The sequence below is a fragment of the Aquiflexum sp. TKW24L genome, from assembly GCF_023502205.1.
Classification (GTDB): domain Bacteria; phylum Bacteroidota; class Bacteroidia; order Cytophagales; family Cyclobacteriaceae; genus Cognataquiflexum.
In genome coordinates this window covers 93,830-117,291 of record NZ_JAMFLG010000004.1, presented here as the reverse complement: position 1 = coordinate 117,291, position 23,462 = coordinate 93,830, and the positions used below count along the sequence as shown (strand labels likewise).

Sequence of the window (23,462 nt, the reverse complement as noted above, 5' to 3'; positions counted from 1 at the left end):
AAAATCAATCATGCCCGAAATTCCTGGTCAAATCCTAAATTCCTAATTGAACCATAAATTATTGGTTTTGAATGGAATCATATACTTTTGAGTGGTGTACGACATTATTATGTAAACGAATTCGAATTCTTTCAAAAAAAGGGCCATAAGTAAATTTATTTGCTAAACCGTTTTATTAAATATAATAAATCATAAAAGTCGATGAACTTAATTAAAAAAAATTATTAAATATTTTTGACAACAATTTTTTTTAGATACATTTACAAATGGCTGATATTTCAATAAATCGTATTTAACCTCTATTATTTCATTGTTTAATCTAAAAATGATTAAACATTTATTGGGGAAATCCGCCATTTGACGAATTAAAAATCAAAATGAGTAAACTAATACCATTAAAATTCCCTAAACCAATAAAAATGTAACCTTTAAATAATTCCTATGAACAGAGTTGTACTAATTATGTTAGCGATGGTCATGATTTTTGCCTCAGGTTTTGAGGCATATGGCCAAAGCAGAGTGCTCACAGGTAGGGTAGTAGATTCTACCGGAGAGCCAATCCCAGGAGTAAATATCCTGGACAAGCAAGCAAATACGGGTACTACCTCCGATTTGGATGGTAGGTATTCAATTACGGTGACCAATACATCGTTATTGGTATTTTCTTTTATCGGATTTTCCCCTCAAGAGATTCTGGTTGGAAACAGAAGTTCACTAGATGTGAATTTGCAGGAAGATCTTTCCGAATTATCTGAGGTTGTGGTGACTTCATTTGGTATGGAAAAAGATAAGAAGGCACTTGGTTTTTCTGTCACTCAGGTCAGCGGAGATAAATTTACCGAATCAAGAGCGGTTAACCTTGGTAATGCTCTAACTGGTAAAATCGCCGGGGTGAACGTTTCTCCCCCTGCTTCAGGTGCAGCAGGCTCTACGAGAGTTGTAATCAGGGGAGGTTCTTCGCTCACCGGCAATGACCAGCCTCTCTATGTGGTCAATGGTATGCCAATCGAGACAGGAAACCTTGGTAGTGCGGGTATGTGGGGTGGTAATGATGCCGGTGACGGTCTTGCCTCCATCAACCCTGATGATATCGAAAGTATTTCAGTATTGAAAGGAAATGCAGCCGCAGCTTTATATGGTGCAAGAGCAGCTAATGGTGTTGTTTTGATTACAACCAAAACCGGTAAAGCCAGAAAAGGTATTGGCGTATCCTTGAACTCCAACATCACTTTTGACAATGTTCTGGACTTCACGGAATACCAAAGGTCTTACGGACCGGGTATTGATGGTAGAGTTCCTGCAAGCTCGGGTGATGCATTGGATGCAGGGAATTTACATTGGGGAGGTAAATACAATGGTGCAAGCACACCTCAGTTTGATGGCGTATCCAGACCGTATTCACATACAGGTGAAGGATTAAATGCCTTTTATGAAACAGGATATACTGTAAACAACTCTGTCGCATTAAGTGGTGGTAACGAATCTGGGGTTTATAGATTTGCTTATTCTAAGCTTGATAATAATGATATCATGCCAAATGCAGGTTTTACTAGAGACGTAATCAACATGAATGTCAACAGTAAACTTAAAAAGCTCACATTAGATTTTAGCGGTCAGTATTCCAAGCAAAATGCACAAAACCGTCCGAGACTTTCAGATTCTCCCGGTAACGCCAACTTTGCGATGATGACAAGACCTGGCAATCTTCCGCTTTCTGCCATGAGAGGGACAACTGACAAATTGGGTGCCCAGGAAGATGGCTTTGAATTGAGATACCAGCCAAACGTTTTCCAGACCAATCCATATTGGGCGGCGCATCAGTTTTATCGCGAGGATGTAACTGACAGGGTTTTGGGAAAAGTATCATTGAGATATGACCTTACAGATTGGTTGTATGTCATGGGTAGAGCCGGTACAGATTTTCAGTCAAGAACTGATGATTCATCAGAACCATATGGTACTGCTTACAAGCCAAGAGGTGATTACAATGTTAGTAAAAGAACGATCAGAGAGGATAACATAGATTTGTTCATCGGTGCCCAAAAGCAATTTGGGGATGTTTCTGTGGATGCATTGGTCGGTGGAAACAGAATGAGAAGGTCTTTTGAAAGCCTTTCAGGAGGAGGAAATGACCTAGTTGTTCCTTTCTTTAGTAGTGTAAGAAACGTAGCTGCTCCTCAGGTGGGTTATGGTTTTAATGAGCAAGGAATCAACTCAGTGTTTGGTTATGCAAACGTGGGCTACAAAAACTTCCTTTTCTTGAATTTTACAGCACGTCAGGATCAATTCTCAACTTTGTCTCCGGCTAACAGCAAATTGTTTTATCCATCAGTAGGAACCAGCTTTGTATTGTCAGATGTCATTGAATTGCCAAAAGCGTTTACATTCACTAAGTTCAGAGCTTCTTGGGGTCAGACTGGCGGTGGTGCACCGAATCCTTATGCACTCAACCTGACTTATGGATTGGTTGGTGCGGGTCACTTGGGTGGAAGCTTGGGACAGATCAACAACGGTTCGATCCCTAATGCAAACCTCAAGCCCTATCTTTCTACTGAATATGAATTTGGGGCTGATTTAAGATTCTTTGAAAATAAAATAGGGTTGGATGTGGCTTATTACAGCCGTAATACAACCAATGATATCCTTGCGACAGGAATTTCTGCTACTTCAGGTTTTGGATCTACCATCATCAACATCGGTGAGTTGACCAACAAAGGGGTCGAATTGTTATTGAACGTGGTAGCTTACCAAAGGAAAGATTTCCAGTGGGACTTCTCTTTGAACTATGCCAACAATCAAAGTAACGTCGTGAGTCTTGGAACAAACGCAAAAGGCGAATCGATTGAATTCATTAACCTTGACGAATCTAGGTTGAGAAGAGAAAGGATCCGTCACATTGTTGGTCAGCCTTTGGGCATGATCGCAGGTTTCAAACATCTTGAGATCAATGGTCAAAAAGTCTATGATGCAAGAGGACTTCCAGTACCTACCAATGGATTGGAAACTATCGCCGAGGGACGTCACCCGATATCAGCAGGTTTTATCAATAACTTCAGGTACAAAAATTTCAGGTTGATGGTCTTGCTTGACGGTAGATTCGGTGGACATTTGGTTTCAGGAACCAATTTCTTTGCTTACAACAACGGTTTGCATGAAGAAACCGTGGCAAGCCGTGCGAATGGTTTGACTACTTCTGGTGTGGATGCCAACGGAGAATCCAGAACATGGAACATTCCGGCAAATCCTGCGGATCCTACTCAATATTTGGTTGATGATTATTTCAATAGGTATGCGCAGATTACTGATAATATCGTGTACGATGCTTCATTCATCAAGTTAAGAGAATTCTCTTTTGGTTATACCCTTCCGGGTACATTGCTAAGTAAGACTCCATTTACCGCAGCATCCATTTCATTGGTAGGTAGAAACCTTGCTTTGCTCTATTCAAAAGTTCCAAATATAGATCCTGAATCTGCTTACACTGTTGGAGGTAATTCTCAGGGATTGGAATTCTTTGCAATGCCTACGACTAGAAGCTTCGGGTTTAATATCAATCTTAACTTCTAATTGGGATGTTTAACAAACTAATTCACGGAAAAATGAAAAGTATATATAAAATAACCGGACTCCTACTTGCTTTTACCTTGACTTTCAGTTCATGTGATGAGCAGGCTTTGTTGGATCTGAATACAGACCAAAATGCAGTTACGGATATTGACATGGCATTCTTGTTTTCTCTTGCTACCCTCAGGATAGGCGGAGAATATGAAAATACCCGTGCCAATATGCTGTATGCGGCAACTATGATCCAACATTCATCTTCATTGGCAGGGTATTTCAGTGGTGACAAGTATTTCTACAATGCCCAATACAGCGGCGCATATATGGAAAGACACTATACAGATGTGATCAGGCTTTATTCTCATGTGATAGACAAAACCAAAGACAATCCTGCTGATGCCAATCTGAATGCTGCAGCAACTGTTCTTAGGATTTATGACCTTCACAGAATGACGGACATCTATGGGGATATTCCATACTTCCAAGCCGGAAGAGGGTTGGAAAGTGAAGCCAACTGGTTTCCTACTTATGACAACCAAAGAGATATCTATTTAGATATGATTGACCAGCTTAAAATTGCAAGGGATAAATTTTCTCCTTCAGCAAAATCACTTGGTGTACAGGATTATATTTATGGAGGGAATCTTGATAAATGGAAGCGTTTTACAAATGCGCTTTTGATGAGAATCGCCATGAGGATGTCCAATAAGGACGCAGCAAAAGCGAGGGAAGTATTTCTTGAAGCAAACACAAGTGGTACTTTCAGTTCAGTTGCAGATAATGGATACATTAAATATACTACAGGTCCAATCGGTAACAATAGAAACGGTCTAAATGATGGGTATTGGAATACTTACAAATATTCTCAGGATTGTAAGATCTCTAAGACCTTTATTGATTGGATGAAAACGAATAATGATCCAAGATTGATGATCATTTCGGGTGGTTTGGGTGATCCAACCGCTGCTGCAAGTACTTGGAATACTGATCCTGCTGCACAGCGCGGCATGCCAAACGGTTACAATACTCAGACCTTAAGAACTATCCTTTCCCCTTCTGAATTGGCAGAATTTGAAGCCCTTCAGCCAAGAGGAAACAGAATGTTCTCTATGCTAAACTTGAAATATTTGGATTGGGAAGACCCATATGTTTTAATTACTTATGCTGAGACCGAATTGATGAAGGCTGAAGCTTCCGTAAAAGGTTGGATTACTACTGATGCCAATACCCATTTTACAAATGGTGTAACAGCCGCGATTATCTCATGGGTGGACTTTGACGCTTCATTTGCAAGAACAGGTCCTCAAATCACTTCATATATTACAGGAAGGGGATTTGCAGCTGCATCTAATGCTGACAAATTGAGACTTATCGGAGAGGAATATTGGGCAGCTACTTGGTTGAACGATATCGAATCTTGGACCAACTGGAGGAGAACAGGTTTTCCTGTTTTGGCTCCAACTCAAGATCCAAACAGATTTGAAGCCAATCAAATCCCTAGAAGATTGAGATATTGGGAAGCTGAAATAGGTGGAAATCCTGTGAATTATGAAGCAGCCCGTACCAGAATGGGAGGAGATAACCTGATGACCAAAATGTGGTGGGACGGTGGAAATTGATTTCCATAAAAATTTTAACTATAGAAAAGGTGCTTTCGGGCACCTTTTTTCATTAAAACAAAAACGATATGAACTACTTCAAAATTCCATTTTTTTTCCTCTGTGCATCATTTCTCTTATCCTGTGGATCAAATAATCCTAAGGAATCTAAGGTTGAGCCTGAGGAAAACAAATACAAAATCATCGGGTACATAGCCGGATGGAAAGGAGTGGATACCACAAAAATCCATGCCACTAAACTCACCCACATCAATTACGCTTTCGCAAATGTCATTGATGGCAAAGTCATCGAAGGAGAGGGAAGGGAACTAGCCGACAAAGAAAATCTTGCCAAATTGAATTCACTCAAAAAGGTTAATCCGGATTTGAAAATTTTGATTTCTATCGGTGGATGGACATGGTCCAAAGGATTCTCAGATGCAGCATTGACCCCCGAATCCAGAAAAACATTTACTGCTTCCGCTTTGGATTATCTCATCCGGCATGACCTGGACGGTTTGGATTTTGATTGGGAATATCCTGCCTATCCCGGAGATGACAATATTTATCGGCCTGAAGACAAGGAAAATTTTATTTTGATGCTCAAATCAGTAAGAGAGGCATTGGATAGCCTGGGTTCTAAGGATAATACCCATTATCTAAGCACAATTGCTTCAGCTGGTTTTAAGGAGTACTTAGATGTCAATGACTTAGGTGAAGCCCAGAAGTACCTTGATTTTATCAACATCATGTCCTATGATTTCATAGTTCAATCTTGGAGAGATACAACCGGACATCATGCCAATTTGTATACCAATGATCCAAATGTAAGGTCCTCCGAAAAAGCTGTCTTGGACCATGTAGCTGCTGGTGTTCCGGTTGAAAAATTGGTGATGGGAATACCATTCTATGGACGGAGTTGGGAGAATGTGTCTTCAACAAATAACGGTCTTTTCCAATTTGGCAAAGGCTCCAAAGGGTATCCCTATAGCGCCATTGTTGAGTTGATGCAAGATCCGTCTTATGTGAGACATTGGGATGAAAAATCTAAAGCGCCCTATTTATACAATGAAAATAACCGGATATTTGTAACATTTGAAGATCCAGAATCCATAGCCCAAAAATCAGAATTTATAAAAAAGCATAAAATGGGAGGTGCCATGTTTTGGGAATACAATGAAGACACTGATGACCATATTTTGCTCAATGCACTTTTCAAAAGCTTGAAATAGCCCGAAAATCCCTGTTTTAATGGATTAATTACAAAAATTCGGCATATTGCTAGCTTGATTAAAAGTTTGGATTGGAAATAAAATGCCAAAGAAAAAGATATCGATTAAAGACATTGCCAGATCCCTTGGAATTTCGATTACCACAGTTTCATTTATTCTCAACGGGAAAGCAAAGGAAAAAAGGATCAGTGATGAATTGACCTTGAAAGTGGAGGAATATATCAAGCATGTAGGTTATAGACCTAGCCATCTTGCACAGAGTCTCAGGCTGGGAAAATCGAAAGTTATTGTCTTTATGGTTGAAGATATTTCAAACCAGTTTTTTGCATCGATAGCAAGAAAGATTGAAGAAAAGGCCTATAAAAATGGCTACAAAATCATTTATTGTAGTACTGATAATGATCCCGATAAGGCAAAAGCACTAATTGATACTTTCAAAGTAAGAAGCGTAGATGGCTTTATCATAACGCCCACACCGGATCTTGAAAGTACCATAACAGAGCTCATTGAAGAGGATTTTGCGGTTTTGTTGTTTGACCGTTGGATTCCTTCCATTGATTGCAGTTATGTGGTAGTCGAAAATGAAAAAAGCGCCTTTGAGGCAACTTCACATTTGATACAAAATGGCTGTATGAACATTGGTTTTGTAACTGTGGCCTCTGATCAAATCCAGATGATAGACAGACTTGAGGGATACGGAAAAGCCATTGAAGCGCATGGACAAAATAAAAAAGTACTCATGCTTCCTTTCCATCATTTATCGGAAAATAGTGCAAGCCATAAAATCCAACAATTTGTTAAAAGTAATACTGATTTAGATGCCTTGTTCTTTGCTACCAATTACTTGGCTTTCGAAGGCTTACAAGCCTTGAATAATTTGAAAAAGCAAATCCCTAATGACCTATTGGTAGTTTCTTTTGATGACCATTACTTTTTTACACTTTTTCAACCCAATATATCCGCCATTGAACAACCTCTCGAAACCATCGCTGAAAAATTAATGGAAGGGATGTTGAAGATGCTCAATGGCAATGGTGACCCTAAACTTGATTTCAAAATTATCTTGCCCAATACGCTGCATATTAGGGAATCCTCAGATTTTAAAAAAATATAGCTCATTTGTCAAATTTAGAAATATGATTGTTTTTACCTACTTTTGGTAAATCCTTTTAGCAAAGCCAAATCGCCTATTCTTATATTCTGATCTTAAAGGATACCTCATTCATCCACACACTAATAATTCCAATGACGAATAGATTGATTATATCAGCTGATGTCGGTGGTTCCCATATTACTGCAGCGGCTTTTGAAGAAAAGCAGGATGGATATTATTTAAGGTCAAGTATTAGAAAAAATGTTGATTCGACCTTGTCCAAAGATTTCATTCTTGGGGAATGGGTTTCACTTTTTTCAGAGCTTAATTCGGATTTTAGCAAGGCCTGTATCATACTAGCCATGCCGGCACCGTTTGATTATGTCAATGGAATCTGCCTGATTAAGGATCAGGGAAAATTTATCCATCTTTTTGGAATTGACCTTAAACAGGAATTGGCTGGGAGATTGGGGGTGATGAATTCGCAAATTCATTTTGTCAATGATGCAAAGGCATTTTTAATGGGGGAGGCAAATTTTGGTCAAGTATCAGCTTTCAAAAACATTTTGGGATTGACTTTGGGAACAGGTTTAGGTTCGGCATTGAAAATTGGAGGACAGATTTTTGATGCAGCCCTGTGGTCATCCAAGTTCAAAGATGGTATTGCAGAGGATTATTTGGGGACGGCTTGGTTTATCAATTGGGTCAAAGAGAATTTATCGTTACAAGTAATTGGTGTCAAAGAAATTGCCGAGAATGAGGTCCTAATTAAAAAAGCCATTCCTGCATTTTCTGAGTTCTCAAAAAATCTTGCTCAGTTTATCTTGTTGCAATTAGAAAATTCTCAAATTGAAGCCATTGTTTTAGGAGGGAATATTTCCAAAGCCGGGAGACTGTTTTTGGAAGAAACTATTTCTATACTTATGGACAATCAAAAAAATATACCGGTTTTTATAAGTGATTTTGGGGATATGAGTGCACTTTTTGGTGCTGCTTCCCATTTTTTTGGTCAAAAAGTGTTATTAGGATTGGATCAAGAATCGTAACTTGAGATTTCGATCCTTTAACCCAATTTCAATGAAACATCTCCCGTCGATAATCTTATTTCTGTCATTTCTTTTTTCCTCAGTTTCAGTTTTTTCCCAAGATGGAACGCAATTATTGATCATCGGTGGAGGAGCAAGCGGGACTTCAGCCGGGATTCAGGCTGCAAAAATGGGTGTCAAAACCGTTATTTTGGAAGAAACAACCTGGCTTGGCGGAATGATTACCGCTGCTGGAGTTTCGGCAATTGACGGCAACCATAAATTGCCTTCCGGAATTTGGGGAGAATTTAGAGAGAAATTGTATGCTCATTATGGAGGACCTTCCGCTGTGGGTACGGGATGGGTAAGCAATACCTTATTTGAGCCATCTATCGGGAATGGGATTTTTCAAAATTGGGTCAAAGAAGAAAAAAATCTTCAAGTACTTTTTGAAACTACTTGGCAAAAGGCAGTCTTTGAAAATGGTCAGTGGGTTGTCCAATATCTTGAGAAAGGAAAATTGAAAACCATCAAAGCCAAAATGCTTATCGATGCCACCGAATTGGGAGATGTCATGGCTTCGCTTGGCTATAAATATTATGTGGGAATGGACAGTCAGGACCGTTTTGGGGAAGTTTTTGCTCCGGCAAAGGCAAATGACATCGTGCAGGATTTGACTTACGTGGTGGTTTTGAAGGACTTTGGAAATGGGGCAGACAAAACCATTCCCAAACCAAAAGGATATGATCCAGAGATTTTTGCCTGCGCCTGCAACCATGCCGATCCCATTTCTTTTGACAGTCCTCAAAATGACTGTCAAAAAATGTTGAATTATGGAAAGCTGCCCAATGGTAAATACATGATCAATTGGCCCAACTGTGGCAATGACCTGTACATGAATATCATCGAAATGTCTCCATTCGAGAGGAAGAAGGCCTTGGAAGAAGCCAAACTGCATTCTTTGAGATTTATCTATTACATCCAAAACGAACTTGGATACAAGAACCTTGGACTTGCAGAGGACGAATTTCAGACAAATGACAAACTGCCATTTGTACCCTATCACAGAGAATCAAGGAGAATAGCTGCTGAAACGATGTTTTCTCTGCCCTATGTCTTGGCTCCTTATGAGCAGGAAATGGCTTTTTACAGGACAGGGATCGCCGTTGGGGATTATACCATCGATCATCACCACAAAATGAATCCAAGTGCGCCAGAGATTGATTTTATAAAAATCAGGGTACCATCCTACAATATTCCTATGGGGAGCCTGATACCAAAAGGATCAACCCATTTCATAGTGGCTGAGAAAAGTATAGGCGTATCGAATATCGTCAATGGGGCGAGCCGCCTTCAGCCTGTGGTATTGGGAATTGGGCAGGCGGCAGGAGCCTTAGCAGCTACGGCAATCCTTAAAGATCAAAATTTGCAGGAAGTTTCGGTAAGGAATGTGCAACAAAATCTGTTAAACAAAAAAGCTTACCTAATGCCATTTATGGATGTGTCAGCTGCTCATCCGCACTTTGACGCAGTCCAAAAAATCGGCGCTACGGGGATTTTAAAAGGATTTGGGGTTCCATACAAGTGGGCAAATCAAACTTGGTTTTACCCTGAGAGGGAGATTTCAGAATTTGAATTGGTTGACGGGTTGAGACCTTTGTATTCTCAATTCGCTCAGTATTGGGATGCTTCAGGCGAGCCTTTGACCTTGGGAAGATTAGTGGAGATCTTAAAAGTCGTCAGACCAGAATTGAATGAAGACGATATAAAGATGATTTGGCAGAATCAAAAACTGACGGGATCACCTATTTTTACAACCAAACTTGAGAGGTTAAATGTAGCGGTATTGTTGGATATTATTCTTGATCCTTTTTCAATCCAAATCGACCTCAATGGATTTCCGAAAAATCCTTGATGCCATATTTTTAACGATTGGAAAGCTGCTTTGAGCCGGATCTTTCAAGGATATATTTGCCTATTTTGTCACCTTGCTTGACACCTTCTTCAATGGCATCCCGGAAGTGGATTCCACCATAAAGTCTTGAAATAGCTGCTTCATCTGCAGCTTTGTAAAATGATTGAAAAGGTCTTTCAGGCAATCCAAAGTAAACTTCTGAAGTGTCAATGAAATCAAAATTTTCGCCAAAATAGTTTGTAAGAATCACAGCACTTGTTTTGGAAATTACACTGTGCCCACTTGTATATTCCGGAAATGGCGGAGTCTGTAGTAACGGACGCCAAGCTGAGTCGAGGTGTTTTTGGATAGCAGACTCAGGTCTGATTCGGTCTGAGTCGTATTTTTCTTCCCAGCAGCTTACAAAAGCATCATGCAATCCCATCGCTACGAGGGTATGGATATAAATAGCTTCCTGCCAAGTCAAATTGGCTTTTTCTGCAGCGATTCCTGTAATTCCGATCCAATGTCCACCCGGGGAAATTTTCTTTAATCCAATGGCCATATGTCCCGAAAAACTCACTTTGAACGGATTGCAATCCCAAAAATTGGCTATCAATTCCTGTTCTTCCGAAAGGGAAGAGGTAACTTCAAATACTTCATCCAACTGCTTTTTGAACGAACTTCCCGCTGTCAGGTCAAATTTTGCAGGCGGCATAGGTTTGTATAGTTTTAATTCCTTCAGGAAAAATGTTTTGATTGTTCTCCATTCAGGTTCCACAGCTCCCATGTAGGCAGGAGGCGTTGGGTACCAATGTCCCTCGTTTTTTTTGGGAGTATATCTAGTCAGCGCACTCAATTGTCTGTATCCATCATTTTTGGCGATGTCCAAAACTTGCTCAGCTACTTTTTCTGCAAATAAAATATTGGCTTCTATATCCTTTTTTGAAATCCATTTTGACTTGGCGTATTGGCTTACCAGTACTTTTTGTTTTGACTCTAAAAGTTTTCCGGAAGGCATGATTTTCTTCCCTGTTTCTAGCATGGCATATACCGAGACAAATTCTGGGGAAAGGTTTTTTTCTGTTTCTCCAATATATTCAAACGGTTCAATGTTGGTGTTAGTCAATAGGTTTTCATCTGATGTCTTACCTAATGCTTGGTACCAAGCAAGGTGAGATGCCAAAGTTGTGTAGGCATAGAATCTCGCCGCAGCCGGTGGAGAGGCCACATCGGTGACCATGACTTCGGTGATATGGAAGAGATTATCGGAAAAAATTTTGATGGGAGTAATGCTGCTTTTTTGAGAAAAGGCAGTGGATAACAACCCAGGGCAAGTCAATATTAGAATGATTAATGGGAATACAATTCCGATTTTCTTCAGGCTATTCATTTTAATCTTGCATTTGATAATTAATAATGCCCCGGTTATTGATACCAAAATACAGGATATTTGGTTGGGAAGGAAGTTGAATGATAGACTTTACATCGCCCAAAATAGAGAATCCTGAAACCCGCTGGGGGATATATTGGAAATTGCCTTTTCCATCCCCTTTGAACAACAAACCCAAATTGGCATCCATCATTCCGAGCCTCAATCTGGTATAAGTCTGGTTGCCTCCTAATAAAAGATCCAAATTTCCATCATGGTTATAATCAAAAACATGGATGGCATGTACCGGAGCAAACTGCGCCTCGATCGGTAATTCATATGGAATGAACTTTCCTGATTGGTTTTCAAAGTACATGGTATGCAATTCGGTCGCTTCTAATTTGGAGGATTTTTCTATCTGCTCTTTGGTCAGTATTTGCTCGATTGTAGCGGTTGCATATGTTGCGTAATCTGTGAATTTGCTTCTGAAACCATAAACCTGATCCAGCAATTCATCTCTGCTTGGAAAAGGAAATGGTTTTCCCTGTACATAATTAACCAAAATGGGATCGGTGGAAGTATTGTCATCAAAATCCCCAAAGTACATCCTTAATGGTTCGGTTTTATTGGCTTTCAATTGGGTATTCAAACCAAAATTCCCAACGACCAAATCCATGTCTCCATCTTTGTCAAAATCTGCGACAGCAATACTTGACCACCAGCCTTTTGTTTCTTCGCCAACCCAGTCTTTGGTCACATCTTTAAATTTGCTTCCACCTTCATTCAGGAAAACAGTGACGGGCATATATTCTCCAACGATAACCAAATCCTGAAATCCATCCTGGTTCAGATCTAAAGTTTCTGCATCTGCGACCATTCCTATTTTCCCTTCCAAAGGAAGAAACTGACTTGAGAGATCTATAAACTTACCTCTTCCATCATTGATCAAGAGGAAGCTTTGTGGTGTTTGGGGATATTTTCCGGGGATGACCCTCCCTCCAATAAAGAGGTCGGGATTGCCGTCCCGGTTGAAATCGGCGACTGTTACAGAGGAGGTGCTGGCAAGCATTTTTGGCAATGAATTGGTACTGAGGTTCAGGTTTCCATTTCCATCATTGATATACAACCTGTCCTGAAGGGATTCTTCATTAGAAAGGTAATCGTGATAGCCTCCGCTGCATATATATAAATCCAGATGTCCATCTCCATTTGCATCGAAAAATGTGGCATCTGCATCTGTAAATTCACTTTCAGATTTAAAGGAATTCATCGTTTCCCATTTTCCATTCAAAAACCGGAATAGTTTACCTTCAGATCCTTTTGTTCCACCCACAAAAATCTCCTCCAATCCATCTCCGTTGATATCAGCCGCCGCCATCACCGGCCCTACATAGGAAGGCATTTCTAGCAATAGTGGTTGTCGCTTGAAATCATTGAAACCATATTCCTCATGAACAAAAGGAATTTTATTTTCAGTTTGTATGAAAAGTGGCGAAGTAGTAAATTTTGGATTTCCATTCCCTGACCCTGAACTTTCGGTTATTTCTACAATGGAATTAATTACAATTTCTTTTACCAATTGTATATTTCCCTTTGGCCAGGTTACAAAGATTGAATCTACTTTTGACCTTTCTCCCAAGCCAAAATGAAGACGGGTAGACACCGAGGATTGGAATCCACGGGTAGGCATTTGCTCCAGATATTGAACTTGCCCCTCACTGTAGACAGCTACTTTAGCGCCGATTCCTGAAGTATTTGGGGCATTTCCTTTTAAATTGATTTGAATCCAGTTTTGGGTTTCTCCACTATATTCCTTGTATTTGTTTTGGTAGACAAAAGCAGGATGGTTTTGGTTATTTACTACGAGATCAAGTTGCCCGTCATTGTCCAGATCAGCATATACAGCTCCACTCGAGAAATTGGGAAAATGCATACCCCACTCTTTTGTTTTGTCTTTGAATACTAAATTTCCCCCATTTTCAAAAATGTAATTTGAAACAGGAGTAGAAGTCATGCTGGTGACAAGATGAAGGGTATCTGCTTTTTCTCCTGCGACAGCTGATTTGAAATAATAATCTCCTTTGTATTTCAAAAAATCCCTGTTAGTATAGTCTCTGTAATACCCATTGCTGACAAAAAGGTCTTTGTGACCAGAGTTGGTGGCGTCAAAGAACAAAGCCGACCAACTCCAATCCGTGTTTGAAATGCCGGCTAGTTGCCCGATTTCGCTAAACAAACCGTTCCCTTGGTTAAGCTGTAGCATATTCCGCATTTGCTGATGGTAAAATCCGCGGTTGACCATCAAGGCATACTGCTCGTAATTTTCTGGACCGTAGAGCAGTTTCTGTCTTTTATTGTCTTCGGGTAGCATGTCCAAAGTAAAGATGTCCATCAATCCGTCATTGTTGACATCCGAAATATCTGATCCCATTGAAAAGTGGGAAATATGCTGAAGCATATCCGTCATTCGATCAGAAAATGTGCCATCACCATTGTTGATATACAGGTAATCTGGCTCGATATAATCATTGCTGATGTATAAATCGATCCATCCATCTCCGTTGATATCTGAAGCTGCAACCCCAAGTCCAAATCCCAAAGCCGTTCCTTTGATCCCGGCGGCTTGGCTGATGTCAATAAATTTTCCTCCATCGTTTCGGAAAAGTTTATCACCTGCAAAGGGGTGCCTAACTGCTCTTGCTTGGTCAAATTCAATTTCATTGATGACCTGAATATGATGGTTGAGTAAATACATATCTAGATCCCCATCCTTGTCAAAGTCAAAAAACAATGCCTGAGTACTGTTAGACGGATCATCTAAGCCATAGAAAGCTGCACTTTCTTTGAAAGTCATGTTTCCCTGATTGATGAATAATTCATTTCTTCGGCTTTCGACAGCTCCATTGCCTGAGTAGCAGACGTAAATGTCAAGCCAACCGTCACCATTGATATCCACCACCGTCACACCTGTTGTCCAGGATTTTTTTCCTTTTATACCCGCTGTTTTAGAAATGTCTTTAAACCTGAAATCACCTTCATTGAGGTAGAGCGCGTTATCAGTCATATTTCCTGTAAAGAAAATATCTTCAAGCCCGTCATTGTTGAAATCACCAACTGCAACGCCACCACCGTTGTAAAAATATTCGTAGGTAAGGATGTTGTTTTTTTGGTCTTCTTTAAGCGTATTTGAAAAAGTTATTCCTGTTCTTTTTGGTGTAAGGAGTTCAAAAGCACCTGTTTTATTTTTTTCTGTTCCCGAAAAGAAAAACAGACAAATACCTGATATTACCATCAATAAAGGCAAAACAGATTTTGAAATCGCCTGCTTCATATTACTTTCAAAAGAATCATACTTCAATTGGACTTAATTTACTACTTGGAGGGGCTCGATTTTATTGAAGCACATCGTCAAATATTTTCTCATTTACCACTGCTACGCCGCCAAGTAACCCGACCTCTTTGCCAAGCTTATACAATGACAACTCGGTGTTTTCTCTTGCCTTGGCCATACTGTAAATGTTCAAAGCCTGCTGAATAGGGGTAATCAAATATTGTTTGGCTTCTGCAACAGATCCGCCGATAATGATCATTTCAGGATTTAGAAGCTGGATAAGGATGGATATGCCTCTTCCCAAATCCAGGCCGACTTCCGAAAGAATTGTAATAGCCCTTTGATCTCCGGCAAGAGCCGCATCCACCACAAGAAATGGTTCTATTTCCTGGTTATTTTCCCTGACCATCCTCGACAAAATCGAATCGCTATCGGTGGTAATGGCTTCTTTGGCCATCCTAACGATTGCGGTACCCGAAGCAACCGATTCCAAGCATCCTTTTTTTCCACAGATACAAGTGATGTCACTAGAATCGAAAATGGGAGAGTGGCTAAACTCCCCTGCAAATCCGGATGCTCCTTGATAAATTTTGCCATCTATGATTATACCCAAACCAATTCCCCAGCCTATAAAAATACCTAGGACGTTTTTGTAATTATCTTTCTGACCGAATTTGAACTCTGCCAAGGTCATAGCCCTGGCATCGTTTTCCAAAAAGACTCTTCTTTCAAGTCTTGCCTCTAAATTTTCTACAAGGCTTTTCTTTCCAAATTTTAGGTAAGTATGGTTGATACCGTGAATGGAATCTATCAGTCCAGGCATGGAAATCCCAACGGCAATGATTTTCTCGTCTGGTATTCCTGAATTGTTTTTATGATCCAAAATGAAGTCGCAAATCTGTTCGTAGGTATCTTTTTCATTGTTCAAGGTGATCTTGATTGTTTCAGCCTCCGAGACGGCTTCATTTGCACTGTTATAGATTGCAGCTCTCACCCGAAATTTATTAATATCCACAGAAAGTACGTAGAATGCGTCTCCTGCCAACTGGTACAGGTCAGGTTTTCTACCACCTTGTGATTCTGCCCTGCCGTTTTTTATCACTTCCCCAGATGCCATCAAATCACTTATAAGAGAATTGACGGTGGGCAGTGAAATCCCAACCTCCGTACAGATTTCTCCAGCAGTATTGCTTCCTTTTATATATAGGTTTTTGATCAGTTTCAGCTTGTTGGTATAACTCTTGGTCTCTACCACCCCCTGGATTTTTTCCAGGTTTTTTTTTGGGTTTATTAAGTTCATTCGCAGGATTTAAGAAAGCCAATTAAATGATTTTTTAAAGCATATCAAAGGAACTTAATAAAAAAAATTAAGTATCAAATGTAAAAATATGTAAAATGAGTGGTTCATTATTTCATTTGATATGTAGGTTATAGAAGTTTTTATTTTTTGTTTTGGTTTTAGGGTTATCATTCTAAGAAAAACATCTTGATTTTTTTATAAACTTTCTGACGATAGACATTTTTTGTTACAGGCAATTGTTGGCTTGGATGCTATTCAGAGATTTAAAAAAAAGAGGCCCGATTGGGCCCCTTTTGATATGGTCTAGTTTCCTCCTCGTCCTCCTCGCGGAGCTGTTGCAGATCGGCTTCCGGAACTTGATCTGGAAGCAGGAGATTCTTGAGGCTTTTCTTGTAACCTCGGTTTTACTTCTTGTGGAGCAGCTTGACGGCTTTGTGCCGGTTTTGTGATTTCCTGCTGCGTTCTTTGATTAGTCTGCTGCCCGGTTGATTCAACTCTCCTTTGAGTATTTTCTATTGTCCTCGAAACATCTGGCTTTGGGGATTGTGCTGCCTGACCAGTCCTTGAATTTCCATTGGAAACCGAAGGAGAACTGTTTCTTGACCTTTGTTCCACTGTACGTGCTTTTTCTGGATTTTGTTGAACCCTTGGCTGAACTTGATCCAAGGACCTATTTCGATCAGATGTTTGAGTATTTCTCGAAGGAGTTGCAGATTCTATTACGCCAGAGTTGGTATTTATACCATTGTTTCTGTTGGATTCTCTTACAGCTGTTGCCTGACCCTCGGATCCACGGGAGGATTGGTTTTGGACACTTCTCGGAGAAGAAGCGCTTGGTCGATTTCCCATGGTAGACCTTTCTTTATATTCCTCTGCAGTAAATACCCTAGACGGTCTTGAATTTTCACTGCGCCCATTGGATTCTCTTACCTCAGGTCTGTATACACTAATCCTATCATTTTGGACTACGGTTCTTCCTGGCCTCGCTGAATCACTGACTTGATATACCGGTACAGTTGTTCTTGTGGATCTTTCGATTTCTCTCCTGGAAGGGCCGGTATTATAGGTCGTATTGTTATAGACATAGGTGTTGTTGATGACTGTCGTTCTATTATAGATATTGGAAACATAATATGATGGTGCATAATACCTGTAGAAATTTCTTGCTCTGAATCTCCTTTGAGAGACGAATACCCAATAATTGGAAGGAACATTGAATCCTACATTAACATGGAAACCTGGACTTAAAGGCGCCCAACCATAATACCCACCGCCTGTTCTCCAATTTACCCATGCAGGACCCCACTCATAACCAGGTACCCATGCCCAACCGTAGTAATCAGTCCTGAACCAACGACCGTAGTGGAAAGGTGCCCAACCCCATTGATAATTTGATACCCAGGTATTTCCAAAGTTGGTCATTTCCCAATATCCGTTTGTACCATAAGGATGAAATCCCTGCTCTACAAAAGGAACCCAGACATAACCAAAGGAAGGATCCATGACCCAGTCTCCATATGGGCTCAATTCATTGTAAAATACCTGAAAGGAAATGCCGTGATTTGGGACTGCTTTGGATTCGTGACTGAAAATCAATCCCAACCCGAAAATGATCACGAAACTTAGCCGATAAATTATTGACTTTTTCATAGTAGTATGGTTTATTTTCTTGTTGGGTTTTACGGCAGTTAAAAGAATTAAGTTTTATACTTTTTGTTAAAAAAGAATAAAATATTTTGAAAAATCGTTTTAGCAATTTTTTATTTTAAACCGATCAAATAATAAATACCTGAAAATGTTAAAAAAGATCTAAAAATGGTATCAAAAAAAATCCTGGTAAGTAGCTCCCAGGATTTTCACAATTAACCTTGTTTTTTGAGAAGGTCTATTTTTTTTGCTATTTCCTCAGCCTCGGCTGCTAGCTTATCTGCCAAGGTTCGATTGCTATGAGATGATTTATGTGCTTTCTCCAGCATCTCCTTGTAACTATCCTGAAGCTTTTCCAATTCTGATTTTTTCTTAAATAATCCAAACATGGCTTTTATTTTTAAAAACTCCGACAGGTCTTTAAGTGTTTAGAAAAATTAAAAATTGAATCCTGTATCACCTGTTCCCTGATTTTCTTGCACAACTTCATCATCCTTATAATTGATGACTTGCTCGAGCCTGCCACTTACATTGTAATATTTCCATGGCCCTTCTTTTTTGCCATCTTTCATTTGGCCTTCCGATGCTTTTTTGGCAGTTTCATGGTAATAAATCCATAATCCCTCCGGTTTTCCGCTAAGGTAACTCCCTTCAGATTCTCTATTACCATCTACGTAATAGGTAATGCGGGTACCATTTCCATCCTTTAGGCTTCCCTTCTCCAAAGTTTTGGATCCATCATATGAAAAATAATCTCCTATATTGTTCAACCTGCCATTGGTCCAAAATTCTTCTTGAGTGAGTTGTTTGTTGTCATAAAAAAGTCCCCATGTGCCATCTTCAAACCCTAAGAAATAGCTTCCAACAGATTTCAATTGCCCTCCATCATAGTAATAAAACCATTGTCCGTTTTCCGACCCCAAGGTGTATTCTCCTTCGGCGATCAAAATCCCGATTTTATTAAAATATTTCCAAAGACCTGTTTTTAAGTCGTTTTTATACTCACCGATAGAATAAATTTTTCCTTCCGGAAAATAACTCTTCCAAAGGCCATCTTTTCCTCCGTTCAGGTATTGGCCCTGTACGGATATATTGCCATTAGAATGGTTTTCAATGTAAGCGCCCACAGGTAACCCCAGTTCATATACTTTTCTTTTAGAGAGAGCCCTGTTTGGAAAAAACTCTTCCCAGGTTCCTACGGGGATGTCATTTTCATATTTTTCAATTCGGGCCACCCTTTTATTTTCATAATAAAATTTCCATTCGCCGGTTTTATTACCCAAGGCATCGTATTGGGTTTCAGATTCAACGGTCTTGGTGCCGGGAAAATATGTGATCCATTTTCCAACCCTTCTCCCATTTACAAATTCACCTGTTTCTTCTACTATTCCTCCAAATGCAAACCTTGTAAATTGACCATGAGGAAGGTCATTTCTGTAATTTACCTGAAGTAAAATATTGCCGTCAGATGAATATTCAATGTGTGGACCTTCTACTTTTCCGTTTTCATAAGTCTGGATTACGGCCAAGTCTCCGGTGTTATAGAATGTAACCCATTTTCCATGTCTGTTTCCATTGACAAACTGTCCCTCAACTTTCACCTGTTTTGGATTGACAAAATCTGGCTGCCCTTCTCTTCCATAATATTCACGGTACGGCCCTACTTTGACACTGTCATTGAATACTATCTCGGTTTTTAAGGAACCGGTTCTGTCGTATTCTTTATAGAATCCATTAAGCCTATTTGACCTGTATTCTGCTTCTATATGTTTGTTTGCATTAGGATAAAAGCTGATCGCCAACCCCTCCCGCAATCCTTGGCTAAAAGTTATTGTTTGGACAATTGCAGTTGTTTTGGGATTTTGAAATCTCCAAAGACCCTCCATTCTTCCATTCCTCAAAACACCCGTTCCGACCAACGAGGAATCCGAATTGTAAAGAGAAACCAGATTTTGATTGTCTTGGGCAATTGAAGAGAAAGAAATTATGAAGAATATTACTCCAAAAATATATTTCATAAAGGTTGACTTCTTGTTTTTGTTGAATAACGGTATCCCTACAAAGGAGGTTCTAAATTAGCGCTAATTATGAAATTAGGAAAGTTTTAATAATGATTCTCTAAGATAAACCTAATTTCTTTTTTTATCAATTCATAGGTTTTATTGAAATTCGGATCTGGCATTATCTGTTTAAAAAATTGTAAAAAACCCGCTTTTTCAATTATTGAATCACTATCTGAATTACTATATGCTTCATGTTTTGATAAAATTTGACCATATGCCCAAGGCGAAAGATGGTTACAGTCCATGTAAGTGGTTTTCAATCTTGAGATAGATTGTTGGTATTTCTCCGCAGTAAGATTTCCATAGTACACAAACATAAAGAAGCCGTGCCCCCACCAATTCAGAACACGGATATTAAACCCCGATTGCTCATCAAATTCCCTTAATAGATCCAAGACCTGATATGGTGAGTTTTCTAGGTTATGACCTTTTGAGACTTTTGATCCTTTGGAATTGCTGTGAAATTTTAAAAGTTCTTTTTGCGTAAATTCATTTGCCAATCTGTGAAAGAGATTTTCGACTAAGGATGTTTGCTCCTTGATTCTTTGGAACAAGGCTTTGTTTATTAACAAATCAAGATCAAGGGTCACCTCAGTCATTCTCTTACCAATTCAATAAAGCAGATGCCCAAGTAAAGCCACTGCCAAATGCTGCCAAACAAACCAAATCTCCTTCTTTTAACCTTCCTTGCTCAAAAGCTTCGCTCAATGCGATTGGAATGGTTCCGGCTGTGGTATTTCCGAAATACATAATATTGTTGAAAACCTTCTCGTCAGGTAGCCCTAGTTTTTGCTGGATATAATTGCTGATCCTTAAATTGGCCTGATGGGGTACGAGAAGGTCAATATCAGTTTTGGTCTTTCCATTGGCTTCCAAAGCTTCGTTGATTACTTCCGCGAATCTCACAACTGCATGTTTAAAAACAGCGTTTCCATTCATTTTGAGGAAAAAGTCACCTCTATCTATCATTTCTGTCGATATCCTGACTTCCTGACAACTGCTAGGAGAGGAGCAATACAACTCTTCGGCATGGTCTCCATCGGCATGAAGGTGTGTAGAAAGGATTCCTGATTTTTCTGAAGTGGACCTACTTACCACTGCTGCGCCCGCGCCATCGGCAAAAATTACCGCACTTGACCTGCCTTCATCACTTTTGTCTAATGCAGAAGACTGGATTTCTCCTCCAACAACAAGTATGTTTTTATACATCCCTGTTTTGATAAATTGATCAGCTATTGACAAGGCATATATAAACCCCGAACATGCATTTCTGATATCCAATGCACCGATACCTTGCATTCCCAATTCCCTTTGCAACAGAACCCCTTCTCCCGGAAGAAAGTAATCTGGGGTAATTGTAGCAAATACAATAAAATCTATGTCTTTATTGGTCAACCCCGCTCTTTCCAAAGCCATTTTGGAGGCATTTACCGACATACTAGCCAAGGTATCTTTACCTGGAGTGAACCATCTTCTTTCATGGATTCCTGTACGCTCGACGATCCAGGCATCATTAGTATCCATGATAGTCGAGAGGTATTCATTAGTAATGATTCGGTCGGGAACATAATGTCCTACTCCGGTAATTTTGGATTTGTACATGGCCGTAAAAGTATTTTGGGTTTGGTAAAATTTCGACTAATTGGTAGAAAGCAAATATCCCACTTCCTTTCTTGAATACCAAAAATCGATTCCTAAAGGAGGTCTGAGGAATCAAATGATATATGAATGGGGATTTTCTGGGATCATTTTAATCGTCCCTGTCCTTTCAATTTCCAATATCTATAAAGACCTGCGACAGACATCCAGCTAGGGTTGGCATACTCATAGATTTGGATAAGTTCATTTGTGCAGCCTTCTTTTAAAAATTGTGAGTTTGAATACTCCATAAATAGCGGCACAACCTCGGTTTGGTCGGTGTTTTTTTCATAATGGGGTCTGATCCATTCTGCCCAATCGTCAAGCGTATAAGAAAGTGCGTCGAGATGGTAATCGACATGATCGATGATTCCAAAATGAGTCAAATAGAGTGATGTGGGTTTTTCACCTTTGATAATTGCGAGAGAATTTTTCCAAGCCTCTAGGTGGATATCAGGTGGCGGACAAGGCGGGACGACCGGGCCATTTGCGATTTTTACCCCTGCTACATCTCCCGTAAATATGATTTCACCCATTTTCCAGGCGATATGATGGACTGCATGTCCTGGAGTATGGAGCGATTTGATTTTTGTATTTCCAAATTTAAGTTCATGATTGTCTTCCACTCCCACCAACTGATTGGTTGGGATAGGTTTCATTTTTCCCCAAAGCCTATCCATGTCATCGCCATAGATCTGGGAGGCTGAGTTCCAAAGTTTTTCAGGAGAAGCCAAATGAGGCAACCCAATAGGATGAACATATATTTTTGCCCCTGCTTCAGCAAGTTTCCAAGCAGCGCCGGCATGGTCAAAATGAATATGGGTCAAGAGTACATGTTTGATGTCCTCCATCGAATAGCCGCATTCAGAAATTCCCCGGCTAAGTTGGTCGAATGTACTTGCAGGACCTGTTTCGATAAGAATCGGGCCATCAGAAGTTTCCACCAAAAAACTTGCGATGGCATCTTTGGTATTCTGAAAATGTAAATCAATAATCTGAATATTTTCCATCAGCCGAATAAAGTATAATTTCCAAATTGGTCTATGGGGGAGGTTTTTCGGATGATTCCCGGGCTGTCATTATTGACTTGGTTCACTAGAGGAGACACGGTGTAACTCATCATTTCATCTGCTGAATGCGTTTTTAGCATCTGCAGTAGATTAGCTTCAGAACTATATTTGTCAAGCCATTTTTTCTCATCTTCTTTATTCAGGATAACAGGCATCCTATCATGTACCTCAGCTACTAGCTTATTTGGTTCGGTGGTCAAAATCAAAAATGTGTGTTTGATTTCTCCTTTTTCGTTTTCGTATTCCTCCCAAATTCCGGCAAAAGAAAAGGCCTCGCTATTCGCTAAAGTGAAGCGATAGGGGACTTTGGTTTTCTTTCCCAATTTTTTCCACTCATAAAAACCATCCGCAGGCACTAAGCATCTTCTTTTTTCAAAAGAAGATTTGAATGATACTTTTTCATTTACCGTTTCGGCTTTGGCATTGATCAGTTTTTGTGAAACAGGTTTGTTTTTGGCAAAATCAGGTGTGATTCCCCAATAAAAAAATGAAAATCCTTTTGGGCTTTCAGAAGTGATGACCGGCACAAGCTGGGTCGGGGCGATATTGAACCGAGGTTTGAAATCAGCCAACATCTCCGCCTGAAATCTTTCTTCCAATTCAATTTTACTTTTACTAAGGGAATATCTGCCGCACAT

The 23,462-nt window shown here is 39.8% G+C and carries 16 protein-coding genes; 6 read left to right on the top strand and 10 right to left on the bottom strand.

Features of this window, described 5'->3' with window-relative positions; all coding sequences use genetic code 11:
- Positions 1-441: 441 nt before the first annotated feature.
- The 6 genes from M3O96_RS04280 (at position 442) to M3O96_RS04255 (ending at position 10,424) form a co-directional block, all read left to right on the top strand.
- Complete coding sequence (locus tag M3O96_RS04280) at positions 442-3,567, top strand: SusC/RagA family TonB-linked outer membrane protein (RefSeq protein WP_249719061.1); 3,126 nt, start codon at positions 442-444, stop codon at positions 3,565-3,567.
- Between the two features lie 32 nt (positions 3,568-3,599).
- Positions 3,600-5,180 (top strand): SusD/RagB family nutrient-binding outer membrane lipoprotein, encoded by a 1,581-nt coding sequence (locus M3O96_RS04275; RefSeq protein WP_249719060.1) that lies wholly within the window; start codon positions 3,600-3,602, stop codon positions 5,178-5,180.
- Positions 5,181-5,248: 68 nt separating this feature from the next.
- Positions 5,249-6,391, top strand: coding sequence for a glycoside hydrolase family 18 protein (locus M3O96_RS04270; RefSeq protein WP_249719059.1), 1,143 nt, complete (start codon positions 5,249-5,251; stop codon positions 6,389-6,391).
- A gap of 82 nt (positions 6,392-6,473) precedes the next feature.
- Positions 6,474-7,505 (top strand): LacI family DNA-binding transcriptional regulator, encoded by a 1,032-nt coding sequence (locus M3O96_RS04265; protein ID WP_249719058.1) that lies wholly within the window; start codon positions 6,474-6,476, stop codon positions 7,503-7,505.
- A 131-nt stretch (positions 7,506-7,636) separates the two neighbouring features.
- Complete coding sequence (locus M3O96_RS04260; protein WP_249719057.1) at positions 7,637-8,530, top strand: ROK family protein; 894 nt, start codon at positions 7,637-7,639, stop codon at positions 8,528-8,530.
- A 31-nt stretch (positions 8,531-8,561) separates the two neighbouring features.
- Positions 8,562-10,424 carry an FAD-dependent oxidoreductase gene (locus M3O96_RS04255; protein ID WP_249719056.1) on the top strand — a complete coding sequence of 621 codons (1,863 nt, stop codon included), beginning with the start codon at positions 8,562-8,564 and terminating at the stop codon, positions 10,422-10,424.
- A gap of 10 nt (positions 10,425-10,434) precedes the next feature.
- Here M3O96_RS04255 and M3O96_RS04250 read toward each other — a convergent pair whose 3' ends face one another.
- From M3O96_RS04250 to M3O96_RS04205, 10 genes are all read right to left on the bottom strand, one after another.
- Entirely contained in the window at positions 10,435-11,796 is a 1,362-nt protein-coding gene (locus M3O96_RS04250; protein WP_249719055.1) for a vanadium-dependent haloperoxidase, read from the bottom strand.
- Position 11,797: 1 nt separating this feature from the next.
- Positions 11,798-15,106, bottom strand: a complete 3,309-nt coding sequence (locus tag M3O96_RS04245; protein WP_249719137.1) for a VCBS repeat-containing protein — start codon at positions 15,104-15,106, stop codon at positions 11,798-11,800.
- A gap of 61 nt (positions 15,107-15,167) precedes the next feature.
- Complete coding sequence (locus tag M3O96_RS04240; RefSeq protein ID WP_249719054.1) at positions 15,168-16,406, bottom strand: ROK family protein; 1,239 nt, start codon at positions 16,404-16,406, stop codon at positions 15,168-15,170.
- 303 nt (positions 16,407-16,709) lie between these two features.
- A complete protein-coding gene (locus M3O96_RS04235; protein WP_249719053.1) occupies positions 16,710-18,056 on the bottom strand; it encodes a DUF6600 domain-containing protein in 1,347 nt (448 codons plus the stop codon).
- Between the two features lie 212 nt (positions 18,057-18,268).
- Entirely contained in the window at positions 18,269-18,442 is a 174-nt protein-coding gene (locus tag M3O96_RS04230; RefSeq protein WP_249719052.1) for a Lacal_2735 family protein, read from the bottom strand.
- Between the two features lie 48 nt (positions 18,443-18,490).
- Positions 18,491-20,071 carry a toxin-antitoxin system YwqK family antitoxin gene (locus M3O96_RS04225; RefSeq protein WP_249719051.1) on the bottom strand — a complete coding sequence of 527 codons (1,581 nt, stop codon included), beginning with the start codon at positions 20,069-20,071 and terminating at the stop codon, positions 18,491-18,493.
- 86 nt (positions 20,072-20,157) lie between these two features.
- Positions 20,158-20,616, bottom strand: coding sequence for a hypothetical protein (locus tag M3O96_RS04220; protein ID WP_249719050.1), 459 nt, complete (start codon positions 20,614-20,616; stop codon positions 20,158-20,160).
- A gap of 103 nt (positions 20,617-20,719) precedes the next feature.
- Entirely contained in the window at positions 20,720-21,718 is a 999-nt protein-coding gene (locus M3O96_RS04215; protein WP_249719049.1) for a 3-oxoacyl-ACP synthase III family protein, read from the bottom strand.
- A 143-nt stretch (positions 21,719-21,861) separates the two neighbouring features.
- The gene (locus tag M3O96_RS04210; protein WP_249719048.1) at positions 21,862-22,764 is read right to left on the bottom strand and encodes an MBL fold metallo-hydrolase; all 903 of its coding nucleotides are present in this window, start codon (positions 22,762-22,764) and stop codon (positions 21,862-21,864) included.
- Entirely contained in the window at positions 22,764-23,462 is a 699-nt protein-coding gene (locus M3O96_RS04205) for an SOS response-associated peptidase (protein ID WP_249719047.1), read from the bottom strand. The genes M3O96_RS04210 and M3O96_RS04205 overlap by 1 nt, the downstream gene beginning before the upstream one ends.

Excerpts from the sequence above, each read along its gene's own strand:
- M3O96_RS04280 (WP_249719061.1), top strand. The coding sequence starts at position 442 with ATGAACAGAGTTGTACTAATTATGTTAGCGATGGTCATGATTTTTGCC.
- M3O96_RS04275 (WP_249719060.1), top strand. The coding sequence starts at position 3,600 with ATGAAAAGTATATATAAAATAACCGGACTCCTACTTGCTTTTACCTTG.
- M3O96_RS04270 (WP_249719059.1), top strand. The coding sequence starts at position 5,249 with ATGAACTACTTCAAAATTCCATTTTTTTTCCTCTGTGCATCATTTCTC.
- M3O96_RS04265 (WP_249719058.1), top strand. The coding sequence starts at position 6,474 with ATGCCAAAGAAAAAGATATCGATTAAAGACATTGCCAGATCCCTTGGA.
- M3O96_RS04260 (WP_249719057.1), top strand. The coding sequence starts at position 7,637 with ATGACGAATAGATTGATTATATCAGCTGATGTCGGTGGTTCCCATATT.
- M3O96_RS04255 (WP_249719056.1), top strand. The coding sequence starts at position 8,562 with ATGAAACATCTCCCGTCGATAATCTTATTTCTGTCATTTCTTTTTTCC.
- M3O96_RS04250 (WP_249719055.1), bottom strand. The coding sequence starts at position 11,796 with ATGAATAGCCTGAAGAAAATCGGAATTGTATTCCCATTAATCATTCTA.
- M3O96_RS04245 (WP_249719137.1), bottom strand. The coding sequence starts at position 15,106 with ATGAAGCAGGCGATTTCAAAATCTGTTTTGCCTTTATTGATGGTAATA.
- M3O96_RS04240 (WP_249719054.1), bottom strand. The coding sequence starts at position 16,406 with ATGAACTTAATAAACCCAAAAAAAAACCTGGAAAAAATCCAGGGGGTG.
- M3O96_RS04235 (WP_249719053.1), bottom strand. The coding sequence starts at position 18,056 with ATGAAAAAGTCAATAATTTATCGGCTAAGTTTCGTGATCATTTTCGGG.
- M3O96_RS04230 (WP_249719052.1), bottom strand. The coding sequence starts at position 18,442 with ATGTTTGGATTATTTAAGAAAAAATCAGAATTGGAAAAGCTTCAGGAT.
- M3O96_RS04225 (WP_249719051.1), bottom strand. The coding sequence starts at position 20,071 with ATGAAATATATTTTTGGAGTAATATTCTTCATAATTTCTTTCTCTTCA.
- M3O96_RS04215 (WP_249719049.1), bottom strand. The coding sequence starts at position 21,718 with ATGTACAAATCCAAAATTACCGGAGTAGGACATTATGTTCCCGACCGA.
- M3O96_RS04210 (WP_249719048.1), bottom strand. The coding sequence starts at position 22,764 with ATGGAAAATATTCAGATTATTGATTTACATTTTCAGAATACCAAAGAT.
- M3O96_RS04205 (WP_249719047.1), bottom strand. The coding sequence starts at position 23,462 with ATGTGCGGCAGATATTCCCTTAGTAAAAGTAAAATTGAATTGGAAGAA.